A 21,361-nucleotide genomic window follows, 5' to 3' on the forward strand; every position below is an offset into this window, starting at 1 on the left:
GATTGACGGGCTGTGCCCTGTTGCTTAGTGACACTTTATTCACAATCCTGCCACAGGGATAGCGCAATATATCGAATTCTATATTCAGTTTTTTTGAACAAAGCTCAGAGTGCACGAATGTGGTATGATAGAGCGATACTTGATAAGCGTTTTTCCAGGCACCGTACTGCCCAATAAGACTATGACAGAACAACAAAAAATAACCTTCGCTATGCTGAGTCAGCGCCTTGATGCGCTAACGTTGCGGGATAAACAGCGGTTTGCCCGTCGACTGCACGGCGTTAAGAAAGTTAAAAATCCTGATGCTCAACAGGCCATTTACCAGGAGATGGCGCAGGAAATTGAACAGGCAGCCGGTAAGGTTGTGCTGCGTGAAGCGTCACGCCCGGTCATTGACTACCCGGAAAATCTGCCCGTTAGCCAGAAAAAACAGGATATCCTCAACGCGATCCGCGATAACCAGGTGGTGATCGTCGCTGGTGAGACCGGTTCGGGTAAAACCACTCAGCTACCCAAAATCTGTATGGAGTTGGGGCGCGGCATTAAAGGTCTGATTGGCCATACTCAGCCGCGTCGTCTGGCGGCGCGAACCGTCGCCAACCGTATTGCTGAAGAGCTGAAAACCGAACCGGGCGGCTGCATTGGTTACAAAGTGCGATTCAGCGATCACGTCAGCGATAACACCATGGTCAAATTGATGACCGACGGTATTCTGCTGGCGGAAATTCAGCAGGACCGCCTGCTGATGCAGTACGACACTATTATCATCGATGAAGCGCACGAGCGCAGTCTGAACATCGACTTCCTGCTGGGCTACCTGAAAGAACTGCTGCCGCGTCGCCCTGACCTGAAAGTGATCATCACCTCGGCAACCATCGATCCTGAACGCTTCTCCCGGCACTTTAATAACGCGCCAATTATCGAAGTTTCTGGCCGCACTTATCCGGTCGAAGTGCGATATCGCCCGATCGTGGAAGAAGCGGACGATACCGAACGTGACCAACTGCAGGCGATTTTCGACGCCGTGGATGAACTGGGGCAGGAGAGCCCGGGTGATATTCTGATCTTTATGAGCGGTGAGCGTGAAATCCGTGATACCGCCGATGCGCTGAGCAAACGAGAGCTGCGTCATACCGAAATTCTGCCGCTGTACGCCCGTTTGTCGAACAGCGAACAGAACCGCGTCTTCCAGCCGCATAGCGGGCGACGTATTGTGCTGGCCACCAACGTGGCGGAAACCTCGCTCACCGTGCCGGGCATTAAATACGTGATAGACCCCGGTACCGCGCGTATCAGCCGCTATAGCTACCGTACGAAAGTACAACGACTGCCGATTGAGCCGGTGTCGCAGGCTTCCGCCAACCAGCGTAAAGGCCGCTGTGGGCGTGTCTCTGAGGGGATCTGTATTCGTCTCTATTCAGAGGACGACTTCCTGTCCCGCCCGGAGTTTACCGACCCGGAGATTCTGCGTACCAACCTGGCGTCCGTTATTTTGCAGATGACCGCGTTGGGCCTGGGCGATATCGCAGCGTTCCCGTTTGTTGAAGCGCCGGATAAACGCAATATTCAGGACGGCGTGCGTCTGCTGGAAGAGCTGAGCGCGATCACCACCGACGAGCAGCAAACCGCTTATAAGTTGACGCCGTTAGGCCGCCAGTTAAGCCAGCTGCCGGTCGATCCGCGTCTGGCGCGGATGGTGCTGGAAGCGCAGAAACACGGCTGCGTGCGCGAGGCGATGATTATCACCTCGGCGCTGTCCATTCAGGACCCGCGTGAACGTCCAATGGACAAACAGCAGGCGTCCGATGAAAAGCATCGTCGCTTCCACGACAAAGAGTCAGATTTTCTGGCGTTCGTTAATCTGTGGAACTACCTCGGCGAGCAGCAGAAAGCGCTGTCGTCTAACCAGTTCCGTCGCCAGTGCAAGCTGGATTTCCTTAACTACCTGCGCGTGCGCGAGTGGCAGGACATCTACACCCAGCTGCGTCAGGTGGTGAAAGAGCTGGGCATTCCGGTAAACAGCGAACCGGCGGAGTATCGCGAAATTCATATTTCGCTGCTGACCGGTCTGCTGTCGCACATCGGCATGAAAGATACCGACAAGCAGGAGTTTACCGGCGCGCGTAACGCGCGCTTCTCCATCTTCCCGGGCTCTGGGCTGTTTAAGAAGCCGCCGAAATGGACGATGGTGGCCGAACTGGTCGAAACCAGCCGACTGTGGGGGCGCATTGCCGCACGCATCGACCCGGAATGGGTAGAGCCAGTAGCGCAGCATCTGATCAAACGTTCCTACAGTGAACCGCACTGGGAACGCGCGCAGGGCGCGGTGATGGCGACCGAAAAGGTCACCGTTTATGGACTGCCGATTGTGGCCGCACGTAAGGTCAACTACAGCCAGATTGACCCGGCGCTGTGCCGCGAGCTGTTTATACGTCACGCGCTGGTGGAAGGCGACTGGCAAACCCGTCACGCCTTCTTCCGCGATAACCTGAAGCTGCGTAGCGAAATTGAAGAGCTGGAACATAAGTCGCGCCGTCGCGACATTCTGGTCGATGATGAGACGATGTTTGAATTCTACGACCAGCGTATCAGCCATGAAGTGATTTCCGCACGCCACTTTGACAAGTGGTGGAAACAGGCCAGCCGCGAGACGCCGGATCTGCTCAACTTTGAGAAGAGCATGCTGATCAAAGAAGGTGCGGAGCAGGTCAGCAAGCTGGACTACCCGAACTTCTGGCATCAGGGCAACCTTAAGCTGCGTCTGAGCTACCAGTTTGAACCCGGGGCGGATGCCGACGGCGTGACGGTGCACATTCCGCTGCCGTTGTTAAACCAGGTGGAAGAGGCCGGGTTTGAGTGGCAGATCCCAGGGCTGCGCCGCGAGCTGATTATCGCGCTGATTAAATCGTTGCCGAAGCCGGTACGCCGCAACTTTGTGCCCGCGCCAAATTATGCCGAAGCGTTTTTAGGCCGCGTCACGCCGCTGGAGTTACCGCTGCTCGATTCGCTCGAGCGTGAGCTGCGTCGGATGACCGGCGTCACCGTCGACCGCGAAGCCTGGCAGTGGGATCAGGTGCCCGAACACCTGAAAATCACTTTCCGCGTGGTGGACGATAAAAACAAGAAACTTCAGGAAGGCCGCTCTTTGCAGGCGTTGAAGGACGGACTGAAGGGCAAAGTGCAGGAGACGCTTTCGGCGGTTGCTGACGACGGTATCGAGCAGAATGGCCTGCATATCTGGAGCTTTGGCGACCTGCCGGACCGCTACGAGCAGAAGCGCGGCAACTATAAGGTGAAAGCCTGGCCCGCGTTGGTGGACGAGCGTGACAGCGTCGCCATCAAGCTGTTTGATAACGAGCTGGAACAGCAGCAGGCGATGTGGCGCGGTCTGCGCCGTTTACTGTTGCTGAACATCCCATCGCCGATCAAGTATCTGCACGAGAAGTTGCCGAACAAAGCCAAGCTGGGGCTGTATTTTAACCCTTACGGCAAAGTGCTGGATTTGATTGATGACTGCATCTCCTGCGGTGTAGATAAGCTGATCGACGAGGCCGGTGGCCCGGTGTGGACCGAAGCGGGCTTTAACGCGCTGCATGAGAAAGTGCGCGCCGACCTTAACGAGACGGTGGTCGAGATTGCTAAACAGGTTGAGCAAATCCTCACGGCGGTATTTAACGTCAACAAACGTCTGAAAGGCCGCGTGGACATGACCATGGCGCTGGGGCTGTCGGATATTAAGGCGCAGATGAACGGTCTGGTCTATCGCGGTTTCGTCACCGGCAACGGCTTCCGTCGTTTAGGCGATACGCTGCGTTACCTGCAGGCAATTGAAAAACGTCTGGAGAAAATGGCCGTTGACCCGCACCGCGACCGTGCGCAGATGCTGAAGGTAGAGAGCGTTCAACAGGCATGGCAACAGTGGCTGAACAAGCTGCCGCCGTCACGTCGTGAGGATGACGATGTGAAGGAGATCCGCTGGATGATTGAAGAGCTGCGCGTCAGCTTCTTCGCGCAGCAGTTGGGTACACCGTATCCGATTTCGGATAAGCGTATTTTGCAGGCAATGGATCAGATCGTCGCCTGATGTCTGTGAAAAGAAGCCCGATGAATAAAAATATCGGGCATCTTTATTTATTCTGAAAATACGGCGCTATCCTTTTAATATTTTACCCAATGAGTCATAGTTCTCTTTTTACAACGACTATAATTCAGGGATGTTACACTGATGGATAACCATATTAGTGATTGTTATTGGCGCACATGGAAAAAGACATTTGTATACCAGGGCGAAGCAACACGAAGCGAATTTTGGTCGTTTATTTTAATTAATTTATGTCTGGTTGCCTTTATTGCTCTGGTGAGCTATTTCGTCGTCGTTGTCATTCCTGCCGACAGAACCAGCCGGGGCGGCCTAATGTTCGCCTGGAACATTCTTTTTTTTATCCCGTTACGCAAATATTCTGCACTGATTTTAATTTTACCGCTCGTCTCTTTGGGTATCAGGAGAATGCATGATATTGGTAAGAATGGGTGGTGGTTTGGTCTACCGGTATTATTTGGATTAGTCATTATTCCATGGTTTACTCAGATAATGTTACACCATCAAATCAGCTCGCTCGTTTTCCACGCACTGTATTATGCTAATAAGGTGATTAATCCGCTACTGCTCCTGTTTGTTTTTTGGCTGTGTATACAGCGAACGCGGCAAATTGAGCCGTAACCCGGATGAGGTGTTTAGCTTACCCGCAACGCCCGGTAAAGATGGAACGATACACCTTCATTGCACTGTGTTGAAAACAGGGGGAGTGAATAGGTAGGCCGCCTGGAGCGGCCATGGCTGGCGGTTCCGACTTATCTCGCTAAACAAGCTATGAACCGTGGGTTAATGCCCCGTAAATCTGATCGACAATCCAGCCGTAGGTTGCTATCGGTAGCTGTCCGCTGACGAACTGATTGGGGTTCGACTTCGGGTTGACCACCGGCGAGTGTGGGCGATTGCCGAGGATGACTATCGCCATCTGGTTAACCGGGTCGATCGCCGTCAGCGTGCCGGTCCAGCCGGTATGGCCGTAGACCTGCTGGTTGCTCAAGCTGCCGAAAGTAGTGGTCATCGACGAATTGCCGTTTACCCGCCAGCCGAGGCCGAAGGTGGCATCCTCTTTTGAACTGCGGGTGAAATCGCCCACCGTTTTGGCATCGAACAGCTTTACCTTACCGTAGCCGCCGCCGTTGAGCATCACCTGCATCAACACCGCCATATCATGGGTATTCGAAAATAATCCGGCGTGGCCGGAGACGCCGCCCATCGCATACCAGGCCTTTTCATCATGCACTTGCCCCCAGATTGTCTGAGTGCGGATATGCGGAAAATGGATAACGCCATCACGGGTGTTGCCGTTGAGTTCTGTGGCCGCTATCTGGCTACGGCTGAAGCCTTTTTGCAACGGATTGAACACCGTATGGGTTAACCCTAATGGACGGTAGAGAGTCTTCTCAACGTAGCTGTCCAGCGGCATACCCGTCACCGATTCGATAATAAAACCGAGAATCATATAATCAACGTCGCTATAGACATGCTTTGTGCCGGGCACGTACTGCAACGGCGTGCGCTTAATCATCTCAAGCGTAGTGGCTTTATCCTGGGAGTAGAGCTTTCCGGCAACCTGTGGGTTAGGGTATTGCGGGTCGGCGGGGAAGCCCGCGGTGTGGTGCAGAATATCGCTGATGCGCAGCGTATCCTTACCTTTTATTTTATCGTCAGGGCGATCGGCAAAGCCGGGCAGGTAGGTGGCAACGCGCTCATCCACGCGGATTTTGCCTTCATAAACCAGCTTTTGCAGCGCAAAGTTGGTGGCGTACATTTTGGTATTAGACGCGAGGTCGTACAGCGTGTCGGTCGTTGCCCGAAGCGGTGAGGACATTAACGTGGAACCGTCGTACTTTTTCGCCTCGCCAAACGCTTTTTGATAAACAATATGGTTGTCTTTAACGATCAGCAGATTGAGGCTGGGATAACCCTGCTTAATTTGATCCTGAATCCAGCTATCCAGCTTATCAAGCCGGGCGCGATCAAAACCAACCGACTCCGGCGTGGCCGGGGTTAAAACGGGGTAATCGGCGGCAAAGCTGCTGGCGGAAAAGGCCAGCAGTGAAACCAGCAAAAAACGTCGTGTCATTATACGTCCCTCATCATCGTTTGCCCGATGGTGCAACTCGCGACGCGCAAATACCAGTGCGAATCAGGAGGAATGCAGGAGGGATCGCATTGTCCGTCACCGCGTTACGCGTTCACCCACGCCAGCGTAAAGCCATCCCAGCCTTTGATACCCACGGTTTGTAGTGCCGTCGCCGTCAGGCGCGGGTCGTTACGCATCATTTCAATAAACCGGCGGACGCCCTGTACGCGCTCATCGTCGCTGTCAGGATGGGTGACTTCACCGTCGCGTACCACGTTATCACCGATAATCAGCGTACCGGGCCGTGAGTATTTCAGCGCCCATTGCAGGTAGTAGGGGTTATTCGGTTTATCAGCATCGATGAAAATCAGGTCGAACGGCGCGGCGTTGTCCAGCGTCGCTAATGTATCCAGCGCCGGGCCTTCGCGTAGCGTAATGCGATCTTCCAGCCCCGCCAGTGCGATATTTTCCCGCGCCACTCGCGCGTGCAGCGGATCGGCTTCCAGGGTGATTAAGCGCCCGCCAGGCGGCAGCTCGCGCGCCATCCAGATGGTGCTGTAAGCCCCAAGAGTGCCAATCTCAAGAATGGATTTCGCCCCCACCATACGGACAAACAGCGCCAGCAGCTGCCCCTGATTAGCGGCGACATCATGCGCGGGGAGCCCTGCACGGTGATTGTTTTCCAGCACCTGCGCCAACACGGCATCGGTGGGGATTAAATTTTCGATCAGATAATTATCAACCTCAGACCACTGCTTTTGCATTGTGACACCTTTAAGGTTTTGTCAGCCTGACACTGAAGACCAGCCGCCTCCGAGCGACCGGTAAAGATCGATTTGCGCCAGCAGCAGGTTGTTTTTTACCTGCACCTCGCTTAATTGCGTTGAAAACAGCGTGCGCTGGGCATCCAGCACATCAAGATACGACGAGTAACCGTTGCGATAGCGGTTCTGCGCAATGCGCAGCGTTTCCTGAGCTACGTTTTCTTGCCCCTGGAGCTCTGCCAACTGCTCGCCGTAGCGAGTGATAGCGTCAAGACTATCATTCACCTCTTTAAAGGCGTTACGCACCGTTTTCTCATAGCCGTACAGCGCCTGATTGCGTTGAGCCATCGACACGTCAACCTGCGCATTCAATGCCTGACGGTTCAACAGCGGCGCCAGAATACTGCCGCCAAGGCTCCACAAACGTAGCGGGTTATCGAGCAAGTCGGGCAGGGTGCGATCCTGGAGGGTGCCGGTGGCGGTCAGGTTGATGGACGGCAGCAGCTGCGCTTTCGACGATGCCAGTGTGGCATCTGCCGCCAGCAGTTGACGCTGTGCCTGCACGATATCCGGTCGACGCTCCAGAAGCGTCGACGGTAGCTGAGAAGGCAAGGTCAGCGGCGTGAGCTGCGCAAACTCATGGCGAGCGACAGCGCCGGGATTATTGCCCAGCAACACGCTCAGCGCATTTTCCTGCTGGGCAATCTGATGGCGTAATACCGGAACCTGAGCGCGCGTTGCCCGCAGCTCTGAATCCGCCTGCATGAGCTCGAGCCGCGAGGTATAGCCGGTTTCGAATTGACGTTTTGCCAGATGCCAGGCATCTTCGCGCGATTTCAGCGTTTGTTCGGTGACGCGCAGCTGCTCGTCGAGTGAAAGCAGAGTGACATAGCCGGAGGCGACGGCGGTCGCCACCGTCAGGTCAGCGGCGGCCGCGGCGGCTTTTTGCGCTTCCAGACTGGCCTGTGCGGCATTGGCCGCGCTGCGGTTTGCGCCCCAGAGATCGACATCGTAGCTTGCCGTCAGCCCACCTTTATAGACGGTGCTGTGAATCGGCAGGCCAGTGGCAGCGGACTGTGCGCGAGCGCGGCTACCGCTCAAGCTGGCGTCCAGCGATGGAAACAGGCTGCTGTCGGCGGCGTAGGCGCGGGCCTGGTATTCGTTGACCCGCTCGCGGGCGATCAGCACGTCGCTGTTATGGCGTAGCGCCTGGTCGACGTACTGATTCAGCGCGCTGTCGTGAAAATTACGCCACCACACGCCTTCCACGTTGCTGGTTGGTCCAATATCGGCGCGCCAGGCGGCAGGGATCGCCAGCGTAGGCTGGGCTTGCTGGACATCTGCCGACTGGCAGCCCACCAGGGCGAGCGCTAAAGCAAGAGCCAGAGGACGGATCATTTTTCCGCCTCCGCGCGCGTATCAATGGTCACCTGTACCGACATCCCTGGACGCAGGCGTTCAAGGTTTTTTTGCCCATCGTCAACAGCAATACGTACCGGAATACGTTGCGCTATTTTAACGAAGTTACCGGTGGCGTTGTCCGGCGAAATGGCGCTGAACTCGACGCCAGTGGCGGGCGAGATACTTTGTACGGTACCGCGGAATTTTTCGCTGTTCAGGGCGTCAACGCTAAACGTCGCTGGCTGGCCGACGCGGATGTTTGCCAACTGCGTTTCTTTCAGATTAGCAATGACCCAGTGCTGCGGGGGAACCAGCGGCGTCAGGTGCGTGCCCGCGGTGACGTATGCGCCTAAACGCACGGCAATCTGCCCGAGCTGCCCATCGGTGGGGGCGATAATGCGCGTGTTTTGCAGGTCAATTTCCGCCAGTTCCAGCGCCGCTTTGGCGTTGGCAACGTCCGCTTCCAGCGAGTCGCGGTTAACGATGGCAGACTGCAGATCCTGACGCGACATCTCCAGCGTGGCTTTCGCCTGTTCAATATCGGCAGCCCCCTGCGCGGCGCTGGCGCGAGCGGAATCACGCTCGCGCACTGACAGCGAGCCATCAGCGGTGAGTTCCTGCACGCGTTTTAAATCTGCCTGTGATTTTAGATTCTGCGCGCGCGCGTTCTGTAGCGCCGCCTCATTACGGACGATCACCGCCTCGGCGCTTTTCCGTTGCTGAAGATTGTTTTTTAGCGCCGCCTCTTTCATGGCCAACTGAGCCTGTGCCTGATGTACGCGCTGTTTATAGATGCGATCGTCAATCTGAAACAGCACCTGACCTTTTTTCACCTGGTTAAAATCCTGCACGTTAACGCCGGTGACATAACCGCTGACCTGCGGACTGATAAAGGTGGTCAGGCCGCGTACATAGGCGTTATCGGTAAACTGGCTATGGCGGGTGAAGGGCGGCAGCTGCCAGGCATACAGCACAACCAGTACGCCAACCAGGCCGATAGCGGCGGCGGTAAAAATGGACACCACGCGGATGTTGTTTCGGGTGTTGGCCTGTTGCTGGGCCGCGTCCTGCTGACTCATGACGACTCCGGATCTCTCTTGTTGTTACTTGCTGCCCGTCGCGCGTTTCAGCGCAATATGAGCAGTGATTTTCAGTCTGCATAATCGCCAGAACACCCACAGCAGCGTCGCGGCGGAAATCGCGGCCGTCAGCATATAGGTGTCATTGTAGGCGAGGATATTGGCCTCCAGCGTCGAGACGGTTTGTAAGACGCTGCTGGCCTGAACGTTGAGCAGCGCGCTATCGCCAATCTGGCTTTGGTACTGCTGAGCATACTGCTGCAAACGTTCATTAATCAGTGGGTTGAGGGTGGTAATCTGGTCGGCAAGCTGGCTGGAGTGGAATTTTTCACGCCAGGTCTGAAAGGTGCCAAGAATAGCGGAACCCAACAGTCCGCCAACGTTCTGGCTCATGCCAAACAGCACCGAGAAGCTCACCAGATTGCGCTGGTCGGCCACCACGCCGCCGATGCCCGCCAGCATTGCCGGCGCGAGGAAAAAGGCGCTGCCGAACCCCAGCAGGAACTGGCTGAACATCAGCTGGTCCGGGCGCGTCAGGCTGTTGGATTGACTGTCGAGCAATGAGGCAATCATGATAAGCGTCAGCGCCGTGGCGGTGGGCCAGTACAGACGGCGCGGGTTTAGCGTCAGACAGCTGGCGATAATGCCGCATACGATGCCGGCGAAAATCGACCAGGCCAGATCGGTCATCTGCTCATTTTGCAGGCCGACATACTGAAGCCAGCCGATCACGCCGGTGTTTTGTTCGGCCAGAACAATTCGAATTAACACCATAATCAACCCTAAGCGCAGAATACTGCCGCTGGAAAGCCAGCGGGTGTTCAGCAGCGGGTTGCGACGGTTATGTTCAAACGTGATGGCGGTGACAATCAGCACGATCGCGGCGGCTAACGACCAGCCAATCCACGGCGCTTCGAACCACCAGTCGAGGCGGCCCAGCGAAAGTACGGCACAGATCAGCGCCATGCCCGGCGCCAGCAACATGAAGGTGATAAAGTCCTTTTTCTCAAAAACTTTCTTGCGATCGCTTGGCGGCAACTTCAGCGCGATCACGCAGGCCAGCGAAATCAACGCCAGCCCCAGCTCGAAGAAATAGAGCCCGCGCCATTCGTCAATTTGCAGTAGCTCGGTGGAAAACAGGCGGGCGAGAGGAATAGCCAGCGACGACCCGGTAATGCCGATGGTCAGCGCTTTCAGGCGATGCTTCGCCGGCCAGGCCTGGACCTGATAGTAAATACCAAGTGAACTGAGCGCCGCCGCCACCATGCCGTGGGCAGCGCGAACCATCAACGCGGAGCTGAGATCGTTGACGAACAGGTGAAAGAAAGTCACCAGCACGTACAGCACCAGGAAACCTTCGGTAAACGCGCGCAGGCCATACTGTTGGCGGAACTTCACCAGCAGCAGGTTAATTGAGACGTTGGTCATCACGTATACCGCAGGCAGCCAGGCAATCTCCGTCGACCAGGCGGCGAAGGATCCTTGTAAATTCTGCAGGTTAGCGGTGACTACCGCGTTGCCAAGCGCGCCGGTCAGGCAAACCAGCAGCCCAACAATGCCGTAGGCAATGCGCTTTGGCGTGCTGTGGATTGGCGTTGATGGCGAGCCGAGGATGGCCGGTTTTTCGTGCGGCTCCCAGTCGTGGGGGGCGTAAGGGTCGCGACGCGGTGGAGCCATTATTTCTTCTCCACTTCTCGGAGCAACTTCATCAGCACCGCGTAGGTTTGTTCCTGCTCCTCTGGCGTGATGACGGTCATGATCTCTTCGCGCAGCGCGTCGGCGACGTCTTTCACCTGGTGATACAGCGCGATACCTTTCTCCGTCGCCACCAGCAGACGTTTACGCTTATCACGCTCGGTGATAACGCGCTCGACCAGGCCGAGACTGACCAACCGATTGATCAACGGCACTACGGTCGCATTTTCTACTCCCAGTTCCTGCGCCAGTTCGGTTTGTGACAGGGGGCGTTCGTTGCGCGCAATGCTGGCGACCGCCACCCAGGTTGCCTGGCTCATGCCCAGCCCTTTCAGACGGCGGTCAACGGCAAGCCGCCAGTGGTGGGCGGTCAGGTAGAGAAGGTGGGAGAAATTCAGCTGGCGGTTATCCATGGCGTTTTATTCAGAATCATTAGAGCTCTAATGATTTTAAGTTCGCCCTGAACCATAATTCAAGAGAATGTGAAAAATAATTGTTATTGGATGGTGACTGTTAATGGATAACCCGGCCAGGCGCGGTGGCTCTGGCCGGGCTTCAGATTTAGATCCGGCTGGCCTGTGCGTTAACCGAGGACGCATGGCGCTTGCTGCGGCTGGCGAAGAAAATAGCCGTCAGCGAGATAGCCACCGTGGCGGCCAGGTACCAGGCAACTGGCACCCAGTCACCGTTGTATTTTGCCAGCAGACCGGTGGCGATCAGCGGGGCGGTACCGCCAGCCAGCGCGGCACCAATCTGATAGCCGAGCGTAATACCGGTATAGCGGACATTGGCGCTGAAAATCTCCGAACACAGCGTCCCCAGCACGGCGGTAATCGGCGACCACAGGATCCCGAAGGTGATTACGGTCGCCAGGATAATACCCCAGGTGGTACCGGTGTTGAGCAACATAAACCACGGCACGATAAAGAGCCCCAGCAACACGACGCTGATGGCGTACATGCGCTGACGGCCAATTTTGTCAGACAGCAGCCCCATCAGCGGGATCATCACCGTCGATACCAGCGCCCCGAGCGTAACGGCTTCCAGCACCTGTGATTTTTGATAGGTTAGGGTGGTGGTGGCGTAGCTGACCACAAAGGTCGAGAAAATATAGAACGGTGCGGTTTCCACCACCTTCAGCCCGGCTGCGATAATCACCTCACGCCAGTGATGGGTCAGGGTATCGCGCAGCGGCGCTTTTGCCACTTTGCCTGACTCTTTTACTTTTTTGAATTCCGGCGTTTCGTCGATATCTTTACGGATCCACAGGCCAATCAATACCAGTACGGCGCTCATCAGGAACGGGATACGCCAGCCCCAGGAGAGAAACTGCTCTTCGCTAAACATCGTCATCAGTGAGACAATGAAGGTTGCCATCAGCATGCCGATGGTCACGCCCGCCTGCGGGATACTGCCGAAAAAGCCTTTGCGTTTTTCCGGCGCGTATTCATAGGCCAGCAGCAGCGCGCCGCCCCATTCTCCGCCGATACCCATCCCCTGGATGATACGCATCAAAATCAACAGAATGGGCGCCCAGATACCGATCTGGTCATAAGTCGGCAGCAAACCGATCATCACGGTTGCACTTCCCATCAGGGACAGGGTCAACACCAGCGTTTTTTTACGTCCGATACGGTCACCAATGTGGGCAAAAATGACGCCGCCAATCGGGCGAATAAAGAAGGTCAGCGAGAAAGAAAGATAGGAGAGAATCAGCCCGATAACCGGATCAACCATCGGGAAAAATATCTTGTTGAACACCAATGCAGCAGCTGTACCGTAAAGAAAATAATCAAACCATTCAATGGAACTGCCCGTCAGGCTAGCAATCAGAACCCTTTTATTCTTTTTCAGGATCGTGGTGCTGCTTTCTTGTATTGTCATGAAGAATAACTCCCGCCACATTGGGTTAAAATCAGGTGCCACCTTTTTTGTAAAGGGGTGCAACCTGGATTGTGAAAAAGGTTGTGTGTTTGTTAAGCAAATTAGATATGAGCGTTATCTTTGGCAAGCGCGGCGTTGAAATTTGTGAGTTAAAATGAGCGTCGTTTTCATTAATGATGACTTAATATTTGCCGTTTTGTGGTTTTTAGTTCCGATAAAATGTGTTTTTATGGCGTTTTATTCAGGTGCAACCGCATTGTTTTTAGACGTTTCTGGTTATTTCATCATTGTTACAAAACGGCGGAGTTGAGGGCGTTTTTATCGCGTAATTCGCTGTTAAAGAAAGGAGCAGAGTCCACGATGAGCCTGTTACATTGGTCGGAAAATACGCTGGCTGCCGCCAATCTTCTCGGTAGATGGTTGGCTCAAAATGATTTTACTGAGCAACCCGAGGCGCATGAGAGTCAACTGGTGGTGCTGGCGGGTAACGCGGTGATACCGACAATTGATGCCGCCTGTCAATTGATCGGTCAATATGGTGGAACGCTGTTGATTAGTGGTGGTATTGGCCACTCAACGTCGTTTCTCTACGAGGCCATTGCCCGTCATCCTCACTATCGCAGTATCGAAACCCAGGGCAAGCCCGAGGCCGTGCTGCTGGCGGAAATCGCCCACCGTTTCTGGGCAATCCCGCGCGAACGAATTGTGGTTGAGGATCGCTCGACCAACTGCGGTGAAAACGCCTGGTTTACTCGCACAATGATGGAACAACAGGGCATTAGCGCCCATCAGGCCACGGTGATCCAGGACCCCACCATGCAGCGCCGTACCATGGCGACTTTCGCTCGCGTCTGGCAGGATGTTGGCGATGCGCCGCGCTGGTTAGGCTATCCGGGCTTTACACCGGAATTAGTGAATACGCCGGACGGTATTGCCTGGAAGCAGCCAGTTGAAGGGCTATGGTCGGTAACGCGCTACCTGTCGTTGATTCTCGGCGAATTGCCGCGTTTGCGCGATGATACGCAAGGATATGGGCCGCGGGGCAAAGACTTTATTGCCCATGTTGATATTCCGGACGCGGTGGAAACTGCCTGGCAGCAGCTCAGCACCGATCCACAATTACGGCACGCGCTTGCCAGCCGTACGCTGGGTTGAGTGATGTCGCCCGGCCGAGTCCATCGCGACGCCGGGATGACCAGACGCTTAACGGAAACTCCACTGCATACTCACCACAAAGATTGATGGCAGGATAATTCCGCTCTCAATGCCAAAGTAGTCGGTAAAGTTGTATTGCAGCCCATGATAGATATAGGGCGAAAACCCCACGCCGGTGATTTTCTTTGCCGTACGGTAAGCACCCTCGTCGCCGCAGTGGCTGAATGCATCGAAAAAGAACTCGCCGGTGTAGGCGTATATGCCTTTGAACGTCCAACCCTTGTTGTGATGACTGCCCTGCAGCCAGTCACGGCGCACGCCTAGCGTCAGGCAGCGATCGGCAAAGCTGTTTTTCATCGTCCCAATCAGCAGGCTGTATTTTGATTCTGGAGAGAATTTCCGTTCAACGGAAAAGAAATCATTATTAAATTTCTCATTATATTGGCCGTGATTGCCGGTCATATGATAGACAAACGAGCCTGTATTCACGGAGTACAGGTTTAGCTCACTGGCATAGCTCGACGCTGCTGGGACCACTGCCGCCACAAATACCAGCACGTTGGGCATTTTACGCATGATAAAACTCTGGAAAGCTTAAAAAAGAAAATAATGCTCTCCATCATACGTTTTTCACGATAAACAAAGACTCAACCGTTGCGGGACGTCGATTCGGGATAGCCGTTATGCGTGTACCAGGATGGAAAACGGCGCAGCCTTATCCGGCTGGGTTCTGGCGCCGGATAGTGGGCTGCTATACGACACCCGATTTCAACTTACACTTTGCTTGCTGATTCATCTTCGATGAAGGGCGTCTGTGCACTATCGTTTTGCCTACGTGTGAGCTTTTTCTCGTGTTCAAGTAACCAGGCTTTGCGCGCGATGCCGCCACCGTAGCCAGTCATTGAACCATCTTTGCCGATGACCCGATGGCAGGGAATGACGATAGCGATACGGTTCGCGCCGTTGGCGGCCGCGACCGCACGGGCGGCAGTGGGGTGGTGCAGGCTTTCCGCCAGAGCCTGATAGTGGGTTGTTTCACCACACGGTAGCTGGCGTAGCGCCGTCCAGACGCTGCGCTGGAAGTCGCTACCCGGAGTATCCAGCGCCAGCGTAAATTGCTGGCGATGCCCGGCAAAATACTCGCCAATTTCGCGTTCTGCCTGGTGAGTATGGGCATTTTGTCCGGCCATGATGCGTGCGTGCAGCAGGCGCTGCAGATCGCGGAATTCGCTCTCCAGCATGCGACGATCGACAAACTCGAGCAGGCAGACGCCGCGTTCGGTCGCGCAGACAAACATCGGGCCGAGCGGGGTGGTAAAACGGTGAATCAGTACGGTCTGCGGCTGCCCGGCAGGAGAGCGACCAGTCAGTTTCTTGCAGGTATAGCCGAAGCCGCTCAGCGACTCGTAGCCGTTATCGAATGCCACCTCGGTTGTGCTGCGTCCCCCTTTTAACTCCTGCAGGGCGACATTCACCCGCTGCATGCGTTGAAACGCCTGAAAGGTGATGCCGTGATGCTGTAAAAACCAGCGTCGAATGCGCTCGGGGCTAAGATTATGTTCCCGTAGTTGACTGTCGCTAACGCGGGCTTTTGGCGTGAGCCGGACCAATGCTAGCGCCTGTTCAATAAAAGGCGGGGCGCTGCAGGCGTTTTCCGTCGGTCGACAGACTTTGCAGGGACGAAAACCGGCATCCAGTGCTGATTTAAAATCACTGTAAAACTCGACGTTTTCACGTTTCGGCTTGCGCGCGCGGCATACGGAGATGCAAAACACGCCGGTGGTCTTCACACCAACGAAAAATACCCCGGTATATTCTGACGCGCGGGCCAGGAGGGCTTCGTACCAGGTATCGCACTGCGCGCTATCGGTGATTTTCATCGCAAAAAACTCCGGCAAATGACTGCTGCTGGTGGAGAGTCAACAGTAAAGTGTTTAGCGTACCTTGTATTGCACAATGCACGGCATTGCCCATCGAAATACGGCGTACGCCCATTTTTCCCAGCGTGGCGAAGTCGTCAAGTCCAGGCACGCACATGACGTTGAGCGGCAGCGATGTGTGTTGTACCAACGCTGCGATATCTTGCGCATCGCTGACACAAGGGACGAACAGGCCGTCAGCGCCGCCTGCTTCATAACACGCTATGCGTGACAATGTCACGTTTAGCGCGTCGGGAAGATTCAAAAGAAAGGCATCGGTACGCGCGTTGATAAACAGTGGGCAGCCCCGGGCTGATAATCCAGAGCGTACGGCGCTGAGGCGTTGACTGAAAGTCACTGGGTCTTCCAGGGTGCGAACGCCTTTGATGACTCGACTATCTTCAAGATTCACGCCGACCACTCCGAGCGCCGCGAGCTGGCGCAAGTGGGTGACAATACCTTCAGAATCATGAGCGTAGCCGGCTTCCATATCGACGCTCAACGGTAATGAACTGACCGCGCGAATGCGGCGGACCATATAGAGCAGCTCTTCAAACGCCATTCCTTCGCCGTCGGCGTAGCCCAGCATATTCGCAATGGCGGCACTGGATGTGCCAAGGGCCTGGTATCCCGCCTGCTGTGCGGCAATGGCGCTGGGTGCGTCCCAAACGTTGGCGATAACTAACGGTTTTTCTTGATAATGCAGTGTTGTGAAATCCATGATTTTTACCGGTTGTGTGTGTCCGTCGAGTGTGCCGCGACGGCAACGTGGCTCACAACCGAAAATTGGACGAGCATTTTTTAAAGAAGCGGCGGGCGCAGATGCCCGCCGTAGGCATTACATTTTGGCGAATTTTTCCAGCACGCGAATCAGTTGGGTGACAAAACCGTATTCGTTATCGTACCAGGAGACGGTTTTCACCAGTTGCAGGCCACCGGCTTCGGTCACCTCTGTCTGAGTGGCATCAAACACCGAACCGAAATGGGTACCGATGATATCGGAAGAGACAATCTCTTCCTCGGTGTAGCCAAAGGATTCGTTGTTTTCGGCGGCTTTTTTCATCACCTGGTTCACTTCATCGGCGGTGACTTTTTTACCGAGAATGGAGACCAGTTCGGTCACCGAGCCGGTTTTTGTCGGTACGCGCTGGGCGTGACCTTTCAGCTTACCGCTGAGTGCTGGAATCACCAGGCCAATCGCTTTTGCCGCGCCGGTCGTGTGTGGAATGATGTTTTCAGCCGCCGCACGTGACGCGCGCAGATCTTTACCACGCGGTCCATCGACCAGCGACTGGGTGCCGGTATAGGCGTGGATGGTGGTCATCGTCCCCACTTCGATCCCAAAAGCATCGTTGAGCGCTTTGGCCATCGGCGCCAGGCAGTTGGTGGTGCAAGAGGCAACGGAGATGATTTTATCGCTGGCATTCAACGTATCGTCGTTAACGTTAAACACCAGCGTTTTCATCTCACCGGCCGGCGCGGAGACCAGCACTTTTTTGGCCCCGGCGTCGAGGTGGGCCTGAGATTTCTCCGTCGAGGTGTAGAAACCGGTACACTCAACGATGAGTTCAGCGCCCTGGGCGGTCCATGGGATATTCTTTGCTTCCTTTTCAGCATAAACCGTAATGGTTTTACCGTTAACAATCAGCGCATTGTCGGTGAAATCAACGCTCCAGGGGAAGGGGCCATAGTTGGAGTCGTGCTTCAAGAGATAGGCCAACACTTTTGGTGACGTCAGGTCGTTTATCGCGACCACTTCATGACTGCTGGATACCTCCAGTAACCGGCGCAGAACCAGTCGGCCGATACGTCCAAACCCGTTAATGCCAATTTTACTCATGGTGCTCTCCTGTCAGTGATGGGGTGTCAACCCAATACGTGTACTTGAAACCGCTGATAGATAAGTGTGGATTATATGTTTCACCTGTCCAGGCTTAGTTCAGTCATTGGGGAAGGGCAATGTTATTTTGCGCGACTAATTTGTATCGATATGAAAAAGTTAATGAATTTTTAAGGAAACGCGGCTATTTTGCTTTTTATATTACTTTTCAGAGTGTCCCGGTGATGAACGATAAATATTCACGCTTACAAATTGCGATCCACTGGCTGGTTTTTCTGCTGGTGGTGGTAGCCTACGCGGCGATGGAACTGCGCGGACTGTTTCCACGCAGTGACCGCCCGATGATTAATATGGTGCATGTTTCCTGCGGTATCAGCATTCTGGTGTTGATGGTGGCGCGACTGCTGATTCGTCTCAAGCGCCCGGCGCCGCCGATTGTGCCGAAACCGAAGCCGATGATGACCGGCCTGGCGCACCTTGGCCACCTGGCTATCTACCTGTTGTTTATCGCCTTGCCGGTGATTGGTTTGCTGCTGATGTATAACCGTGGTAACCCATGGCTGGCGTTTGGTCTCACCATGCCGCACGCCGCTGAGGCCAATTTCGACCTGGTGGATACGCTTAAGCAGTACCACGTCATTCTCGCGAATCTGGGCTATTGGTTGATTGGTCTGCACGCGCTGGCCGCGCTGGCACACCACTATATCTGGAAGGACAACACGCTGCTGCGGATGATGCCGCGTAAGCGTTAAGAAGGCTTTAAACTCCCTGGGTTTCGCGTTACCATACGCCATCATTTTTGTTACGTATGCGTAGGGAGAACAGGGTGTTCGCAGATTTTGGCGTGCTGAATTACTGGACGTATTTACTCGGGGCCATTTTTATTATTCTGGTTCCGGGGCCAAATACGTTTTTCGTCCTGAAAACCGGCGTCGCGCACGGTATCCGTAAAGGGTACATGGCCGCGCTGGCGGTGTTTATCGGCGATGCCGTGCTGATGTTTCTCTCCTTCGCTGGCGTTGCTACACTCATTAAAACGACGCCAGTGTTGTTTAATATCGTGCGTTATCTGGGCGCGATTTATCTGCTGTATCTCGGCGGCAAGATGCTCTATAGCACCCTCAAGCGCAAAACGGCGGGGCAGGATGACGAGCCTGAGCCGGGGCATGCTATCTTCAAACGCGCGTTAACCCTAAGCCTGACAAACCCGAAGGCGATTCTGTTCTATGTTTCGTTCTTTGTGCAATTTATTGATGTGCACGCCAAAACGCCGGGGCTGGCATTCTTTATCCTCGCGCTGACGCTGGAGCTGGTCAGCTTTACCTATCTGAGTTTCCTGATTGTGTCCGGTTCGCTGGTCACCCGCTATGTCAAAACGCGTAAGAAGCTGGCGAAGATTGGCAACAGCCTGATAGGCCTGGTGTTTGTCGGTTTTGCCGCGCGTCTGGCGACGCTGCAATCCTGAGTTAACGATGCCGGATATGGCGGTAACCGCCATCCGGCAATCCCATCCCGTCTTCCGCCATAATTCAAAGCCGTTATAGATACGCCCGATAGGGTGCTTAAAGCCAATAGATAAAGTGATTCATAGACTTATCTGCAGGGTTTACTATCTTAGCGGGTGCTTGAGGCTATCTGTCTCAGGCATTAGCCAAACGGCAGATAGAGAAAAGCCCCGGAAACATTGAGCGTCTTGCCGGACGCTCAACATTAACCGAGGCCACATCTATGAAGTACATCATCAGATTAGCCTCTTGCGGACCCTCGGGTCAAGGAGAAGCAGGCTATGAAGCAGCACAAGGCGATGATTGTCGCCCTGACCATTTCGCAAATCTTGCGCAATCATTTTACAATTTTATAAAACAACTGATAGTATACCCCCCTATATTACCGGAGGGCTTATGCCGCATTCACCTGAAGACAAAAAACGCGCATTAACCCGGGTTCGCCGCATTAAAGGGCAGGTTGAGGCGCTGGAGCGCGCGCTGGAATCCGGCGAGTCCTGTCTCACAATCCTGCAACAAATTGCCTCCATTCGCGGGGCCGCCAACGGCCTGATGGGCGAGATGGTTGAGATGCATCTCAAAGATGAATTGGTTAGTGGAGACACCACGCCGGATCAGCGTGCAGTACGCATGACGGAAGTCGGTCATCTGCTACGATCCTATTTAAAATAATCATCACAACGGAAGAGACAGCTATGAAATCACGTGCTGCAGTTGCGTTTGGCCCAGGTCAGCCGCTGAAAATTGTTGAAATTGACGTCGCGCCGCCAAAGAAAGGCGAAGTGCTGGTCAAAATCACCCATACCGGCGTCTGCCATACCGATGCGTTCACGCTGTCTGGCGATGACCCGGAAGGCGTTTTCCCGGCGGTGCTGGGCCATGAAGGTGGCGGCGTAGTGGTTGAAGTGGGAGAAGGCGTCACCAGCCTGAAACCGGGCGACCACGTTATTCCGCTGTACACCGCTGAATGCGGCGAGTGTAAGTTCTGTAAATCCGGTAAAACCAACCTGTGCCAGGCCGTTCGTGCCACCCAGGGCAAGGGGCTGATGCCGGACGGTACCACCCGTTTTTCTTATAACGGCGAGCCGATTTACCACTACATGGGCACCAGCACCTTCAGCGAATACACCGTGGTGGCTGAAATTTCGCTGGCGAAGGTGAACCCGCAGGCGCCGTTGGATAAAGTTTGTCTGCTGGGCTGCGGCGTGACCACCGGTATTGGCGCAGTGCATAACACGGCGAAGGTGAAAGAAGGCGATACCGTGGCGGTCTTTGGTCTTGGTGGTATCGGTCTGGCGGTGATCCAGGGCGCGGTACAGGCGAAGGCGGGGCGTATTCTGGCGGTTGATACCAACCCTGAGAAATTTACGCTGGCGGCAGAAATGGGCGCGACCGACTTTATCAACCCGAAAGACTACGATAAGCCCATTCAGGATGTGATCGTCGAACTGACCGATGGCGGTGTGGACTTCAGCTTTGAATGTATCGGCAACGTCAACGTGATGCGTTCCGCGCTCGAATGCTGCCATAAAGGCTGGGGTGAAAGCATCATCATCGGCGTCGCCGGTGCGGGTCAGGAAATCAAAACCCGACCGTTCCAACTGGTGACTGGCCGCGTATGGCGCGGCTCAGCGTTCGGCGGCGTGAAGGGCCGTACCCAGCTGCCTGGCATGGTAGAGGACGCGATGGCGGGCAAAATTCAGCTCGACCCGTTTATCACCCATCGCCTGCCGTTGGATCAGATTAATGAAGCGTTCGATCTGATGCATGAAGGCAAATCTATCCGTACCGTTATTCATTTCGGCGATAAATAACGCCGCCAACCAGCGGGATTTTTCCCGCTGGTTGCATGAAGTGTGACCCGTCTTACGTTTTGTACCTTTCCTGATAAGAAATTAGCGGCGATGGCCGATGACTCTAGTACTTACCTCAAGTACAAGAGA

The 21,361-nt window shown here is 54.8% G+C and carries 18 protein-coding genes; 7 read left to right on the plus strand and 11 right to left on the minus strand.

Annotated elements, in window-relative coordinates; translation table 11 throughout:
* Window positions 1-181: 181 nt before the first annotated feature.
* Together hrpA and ABTW00_RS10790 are read left to right on the plus strand one after the other, a co-directional pair.
* The gene (gene hrpA, locus ABTW00_RS10785) at window positions 182-4,084 is read left to right on the plus strand and encodes an ATP-dependent RNA helicase HrpA (protein ID WP_433640670.1); all 3,903 of its coding nucleotides are present in this window, start codon (window positions 182-184) and stop codon (window positions 4,082-4,084) included.
* Between the two features lie 141 nt (window positions 4,085-4,225).
* Window positions 4,226-4,720, plus strand: a complete 495-nt coding sequence (locus ABTW00_RS10790) for a DUF805 domain-containing protein (RefSeq protein WP_064545174.1) — start codon at window positions 4,226-4,228, stop codon at window positions 4,718-4,720.
* 148 nt (window positions 4,721-4,868) lie between these two features.
* Here the strand turns inward: ABTW00_RS10790 and pbp4b are convergent, their stop codons facing one another.
* From pbp4b to ABTW00_RS10825, 7 genes are all read right to left on the minus strand, one after another.
* Complete coding sequence (pbp4b, locus tag ABTW00_RS10795; RefSeq protein ID WP_433640672.1) at window positions 4,869-6,176, minus strand: penicillin binding protein PBP4B; 1,308 nt, start codon at window positions 6,174-6,176, stop codon at window positions 4,869-4,871.
* Between the two features lie 104 nt (window positions 6,177-6,280).
* Window positions 6,281-6,940 (minus strand): O-methyltransferase, encoded by a 660-nt coding sequence (locus ABTW00_RS10800; protein WP_433640674.1) that lies wholly within the window; start codon window positions 6,938-6,940, stop codon window positions 6,281-6,283.
* 21 nt (window positions 6,941-6,961) lie between these two features.
* Window positions 6,962-8,338, minus strand: coding sequence for an efflux transporter outer membrane subunit (locus tag ABTW00_RS10805; protein ID WP_433640676.1), 1,377 nt, complete (start codon window positions 8,336-8,338; stop codon window positions 6,962-6,964).
* Window positions 8,335-9,420 carry an HlyD family secretion protein gene (locus ABTW00_RS10810; RefSeq protein ID WP_433640678.1) on the minus strand — a complete coding sequence of 362 codons (1,086 nt, stop codon included), beginning with the start codon at window positions 9,418-9,420 and terminating at the stop codon, window positions 8,335-8,337. The genes ABTW00_RS10805 and ABTW00_RS10810 overlap by 4 nt, the downstream gene beginning before the upstream one ends.
* Before the next feature lie 24 nt (window positions 9,421-9,444).
* Window positions 9,445-11,097, minus strand: coding sequence for an MFS transporter (locus ABTW00_RS10815; RefSeq protein WP_433640680.1), 1,653 nt, complete (start codon window positions 11,095-11,097; stop codon window positions 9,445-9,447).
* A complete protein-coding gene (locus ABTW00_RS10820) occupies window positions 11,097-11,528 on the minus strand; it encodes a MarR family winged helix-turn-helix transcriptional regulator (protein ID WP_064545186.1) in 432 nt (143 codons plus the stop codon). Before ABTW00_RS10820 ends, ABTW00_RS10815 begins: the two co-directional genes overlap by 1 nt.
* 148 nt (window positions 11,529-11,676) lie before the next feature.
* A complete protein-coding gene (locus ABTW00_RS10825) occupies window positions 11,677-12,999 on the minus strand; it encodes an MFS transporter (protein ID WP_433640683.1) in 1,323 nt (440 codons plus the stop codon).
* A 360-nt stretch (window positions 13,000-13,359) separates the two neighbouring features.
* On the opposite strand from ABTW00_RS10825, the gene ABTW00_RS10830 reads away from it, so the two are divergent.
* Window positions 13,360-14,154: a YdcF family protein gene (locus ABTW00_RS10830; RefSeq protein ID WP_433640685.1), complete on the plus strand. Its 795-nt coding sequence runs from the start codon at window positions 13,360-13,362 to the stop codon at window positions 14,152-14,154.
* A 48-nt stretch (window positions 14,155-14,202) separates the two neighbouring features.
* Here ABTW00_RS10830 and ABTW00_RS10835 read toward each other — a convergent pair whose 3' ends face one another.
* The 4 genes from ABTW00_RS10835 to gap form a co-directional block, all read right to left on the minus strand.
* Window positions 14,203-14,721 carry a hypothetical protein gene (locus ABTW00_RS10835; protein ID WP_065357190.1) on the minus strand — a complete coding sequence of 173 codons (519 nt, stop codon included), beginning with the start codon at window positions 14,719-14,721 and terminating at the stop codon, window positions 14,203-14,205.
* Between the two features lie 206 nt (window positions 14,722-14,927).
* A complete protein-coding gene (locus ABTW00_RS10840) occupies window positions 14,928-16,034 on the minus strand; it encodes a bifunctional transcriptional activator/DNA repair enzyme AdaA (protein WP_433640687.1) in 1,107 nt (368 codons plus the stop codon).
* Complete coding sequence (locus ABTW00_RS10845) at window positions 16,018-16,794, minus strand: isocitrate lyase/PEP mutase family protein (protein WP_433640689.1); 777 nt, start codon at window positions 16,792-16,794, stop codon at window positions 16,018-16,020. The genes ABTW00_RS10840 and ABTW00_RS10845 overlap by 17 nt, the downstream gene beginning before the upstream one ends.
* 117 nt (window positions 16,795-16,911) lie before the next feature.
* On the minus strand, window positions 16,912-17,913 hold the full coding sequence (gene gap / locus ABTW00_RS10850; RefSeq protein WP_064545194.1) for a type I glyceraldehyde-3-phosphate dehydrogenase: 1,002 nt from the start codon (window positions 17,911-17,913) through the stop codon (window positions 16,912-16,914).
* Window positions 17,914-18,137: 224 nt separating this feature from the next.
* Here gap and cybB point away from each other — a divergent pair, with 224 nt between their 5' ends.
* The 4 genes from cybB to ABTW00_RS10870 all read left to right on the plus strand — a co-directional run bounded on the left by cybB (window position 18,138) and on the right by ABTW00_RS10870 (window position 21,232).
* Window positions 18,138-18,665, plus strand: a complete 528-nt coding sequence (cybB, locus tag ABTW00_RS10855) for a cytochrome b561 (protein WP_064545311.1) — start codon at window positions 18,138-18,140, stop codon at window positions 18,663-18,665.
* Between the two features lie 74 nt (window positions 18,666-18,739).
* Window positions 18,740-19,378 carry a leucine efflux protein LeuE gene (gene leuE / locus ABTW00_RS10860; RefSeq protein ID WP_065357142.1) on the plus strand — a complete coding sequence of 213 codons (639 nt, stop codon included), beginning with the start codon at window positions 18,740-18,742 and terminating at the stop codon, window positions 19,376-19,378.
* A 436-nt stretch (window positions 19,379-19,814) separates the two neighbouring features.
* Window positions 19,815-20,090 (plus strand): metal/formaldehyde-sensitive transcriptional repressor, encoded by a 276-nt coding sequence (locus ABTW00_RS10865; RefSeq protein WP_064545198.1) that lies wholly within the window; start codon window positions 19,815-19,817, stop codon window positions 20,088-20,090.
* A gap of 23 nt (window positions 20,091-20,113) precedes the next feature.
* Entirely contained in the window at window positions 20,114-21,232 is a 1,119-nt protein-coding gene (locus tag ABTW00_RS10870; protein ID WP_065357141.1) for an S-(hydroxymethyl)glutathione dehydrogenase/class III alcohol dehydrogenase, read from the plus strand.
* Window positions 21,233-21,361 lie beyond the last annotated feature (129 nt).

The organism is Kluyvera georgiana (genome assembly GCF_050990895.1).
Lineage (GTDB): Bacteria > Pseudomonadota > Gammaproteobacteria > Enterobacterales > Enterobacteriaceae > Kluyvera > Kluyvera georgiana.

Coding starts and splice junctions, on each gene's coding strand:
- pbp4b (WP_433640672.1), bottom strand. CDS start 6,176: ATGACACGACGTTTTTTGCTGGTTTCACTGCTGGCCTTTTCCGCCAGC.
- ABTW00_RS10800 (WP_433640674.1), bottom strand. CDS start 6,940: ATGCAAAAGCAGTGGTCTGAGGTTGATAATTATCTGATCGAAAATTTA.
- ABTW00_RS10825 (WP_433640683.1), bottom strand. CDS start 12,999: ATGACAATACAAGAAAGCAGCACCACGATCCTGAAAAAGAATAAAAGG.
- ABTW00_RS10810 (WP_433640678.1), bottom strand. CDS start 9,420: ATGAGTCAGCAGGACGCGGCCCAGCAACAGGCCAACACCCGAAACAAC.
- ABTW00_RS10830 (WP_433640685.1), top strand. CDS start 13,360: ATGAGCCTGTTACATTGGTCGGAAAATACGCTGGCTGCCGCCAATCTT.
- ABTW00_RS10790 (WP_064545174.1), top strand. CDS start 4,226: ATGGATAACCATATTAGTGATTGTTATTGGCGCACATGGAAAAAGACA.
- ABTW00_RS10865 (WP_064545198.1), top strand. CDS start 19,815: ATGCCGCATTCACCTGAAGACAAAAAACGCGCATTAACCCGGGTTCGC.
- cybB (WP_064545311.1), top strand. CDS start 18,138: ATGAACGATAAATATTCACGCTTACAAATTGCGATCCACTGGCTGGTT.
- ABTW00_RS10820 (WP_064545186.1), bottom strand. CDS start 11,528: ATGGATAACCGCCAGCTGAATTTCTCCCACCTTCTCTACCTGACCGCC.
- ABTW00_RS10845 (WP_433640689.1), bottom strand. CDS start 16,794: ATGGATTTCACAACACTGCATTATCAAGAAAAACCGTTAGTTATCGCC.
- ABTW00_RS10835 (WP_065357190.1), bottom strand. CDS start 14,721: ATGCCCAACGTGCTGGTATTTGTGGCGGCAGTGGTCCCAGCAGCGTCG.
- ABTW00_RS10815 (WP_433640680.1), bottom strand. CDS start 11,097: ATGGCTCCACCGCGTCGCGACCCTTACGCCCCCCACGACTGGGAGCCG.
- ABTW00_RS10805 (WP_433640676.1), bottom strand. CDS start 8,338: ATGATCCGTCCTCTGGCTCTTGCTTTAGCGCTCGCCCTGGTGGGCTGC.
- hrpA (WP_433640670.1), top strand. CDS start 182: ATGACAGAACAACAAAAAATAACCTTCGCTATGCTGAGTCAGCGCCTT.
- gap (WP_064545194.1), bottom strand. CDS start 17,913: ATGAGTAAAATTGGCATTAACGGGTTTGGACGTATCGGCCGACTGGTT.
- ABTW00_RS10870 (WP_065357141.1), top strand. CDS start 20,114: ATGAAATCACGTGCTGCAGTTGCGTTTGGCCCAGGTCAGCCGCTGAAA.
- ABTW00_RS10840 (WP_433640687.1), bottom strand. CDS start 16,034: ATGAAAATCACCGATAGCGCGCAGTGCGATACCTGGTACGAAGCCCTC.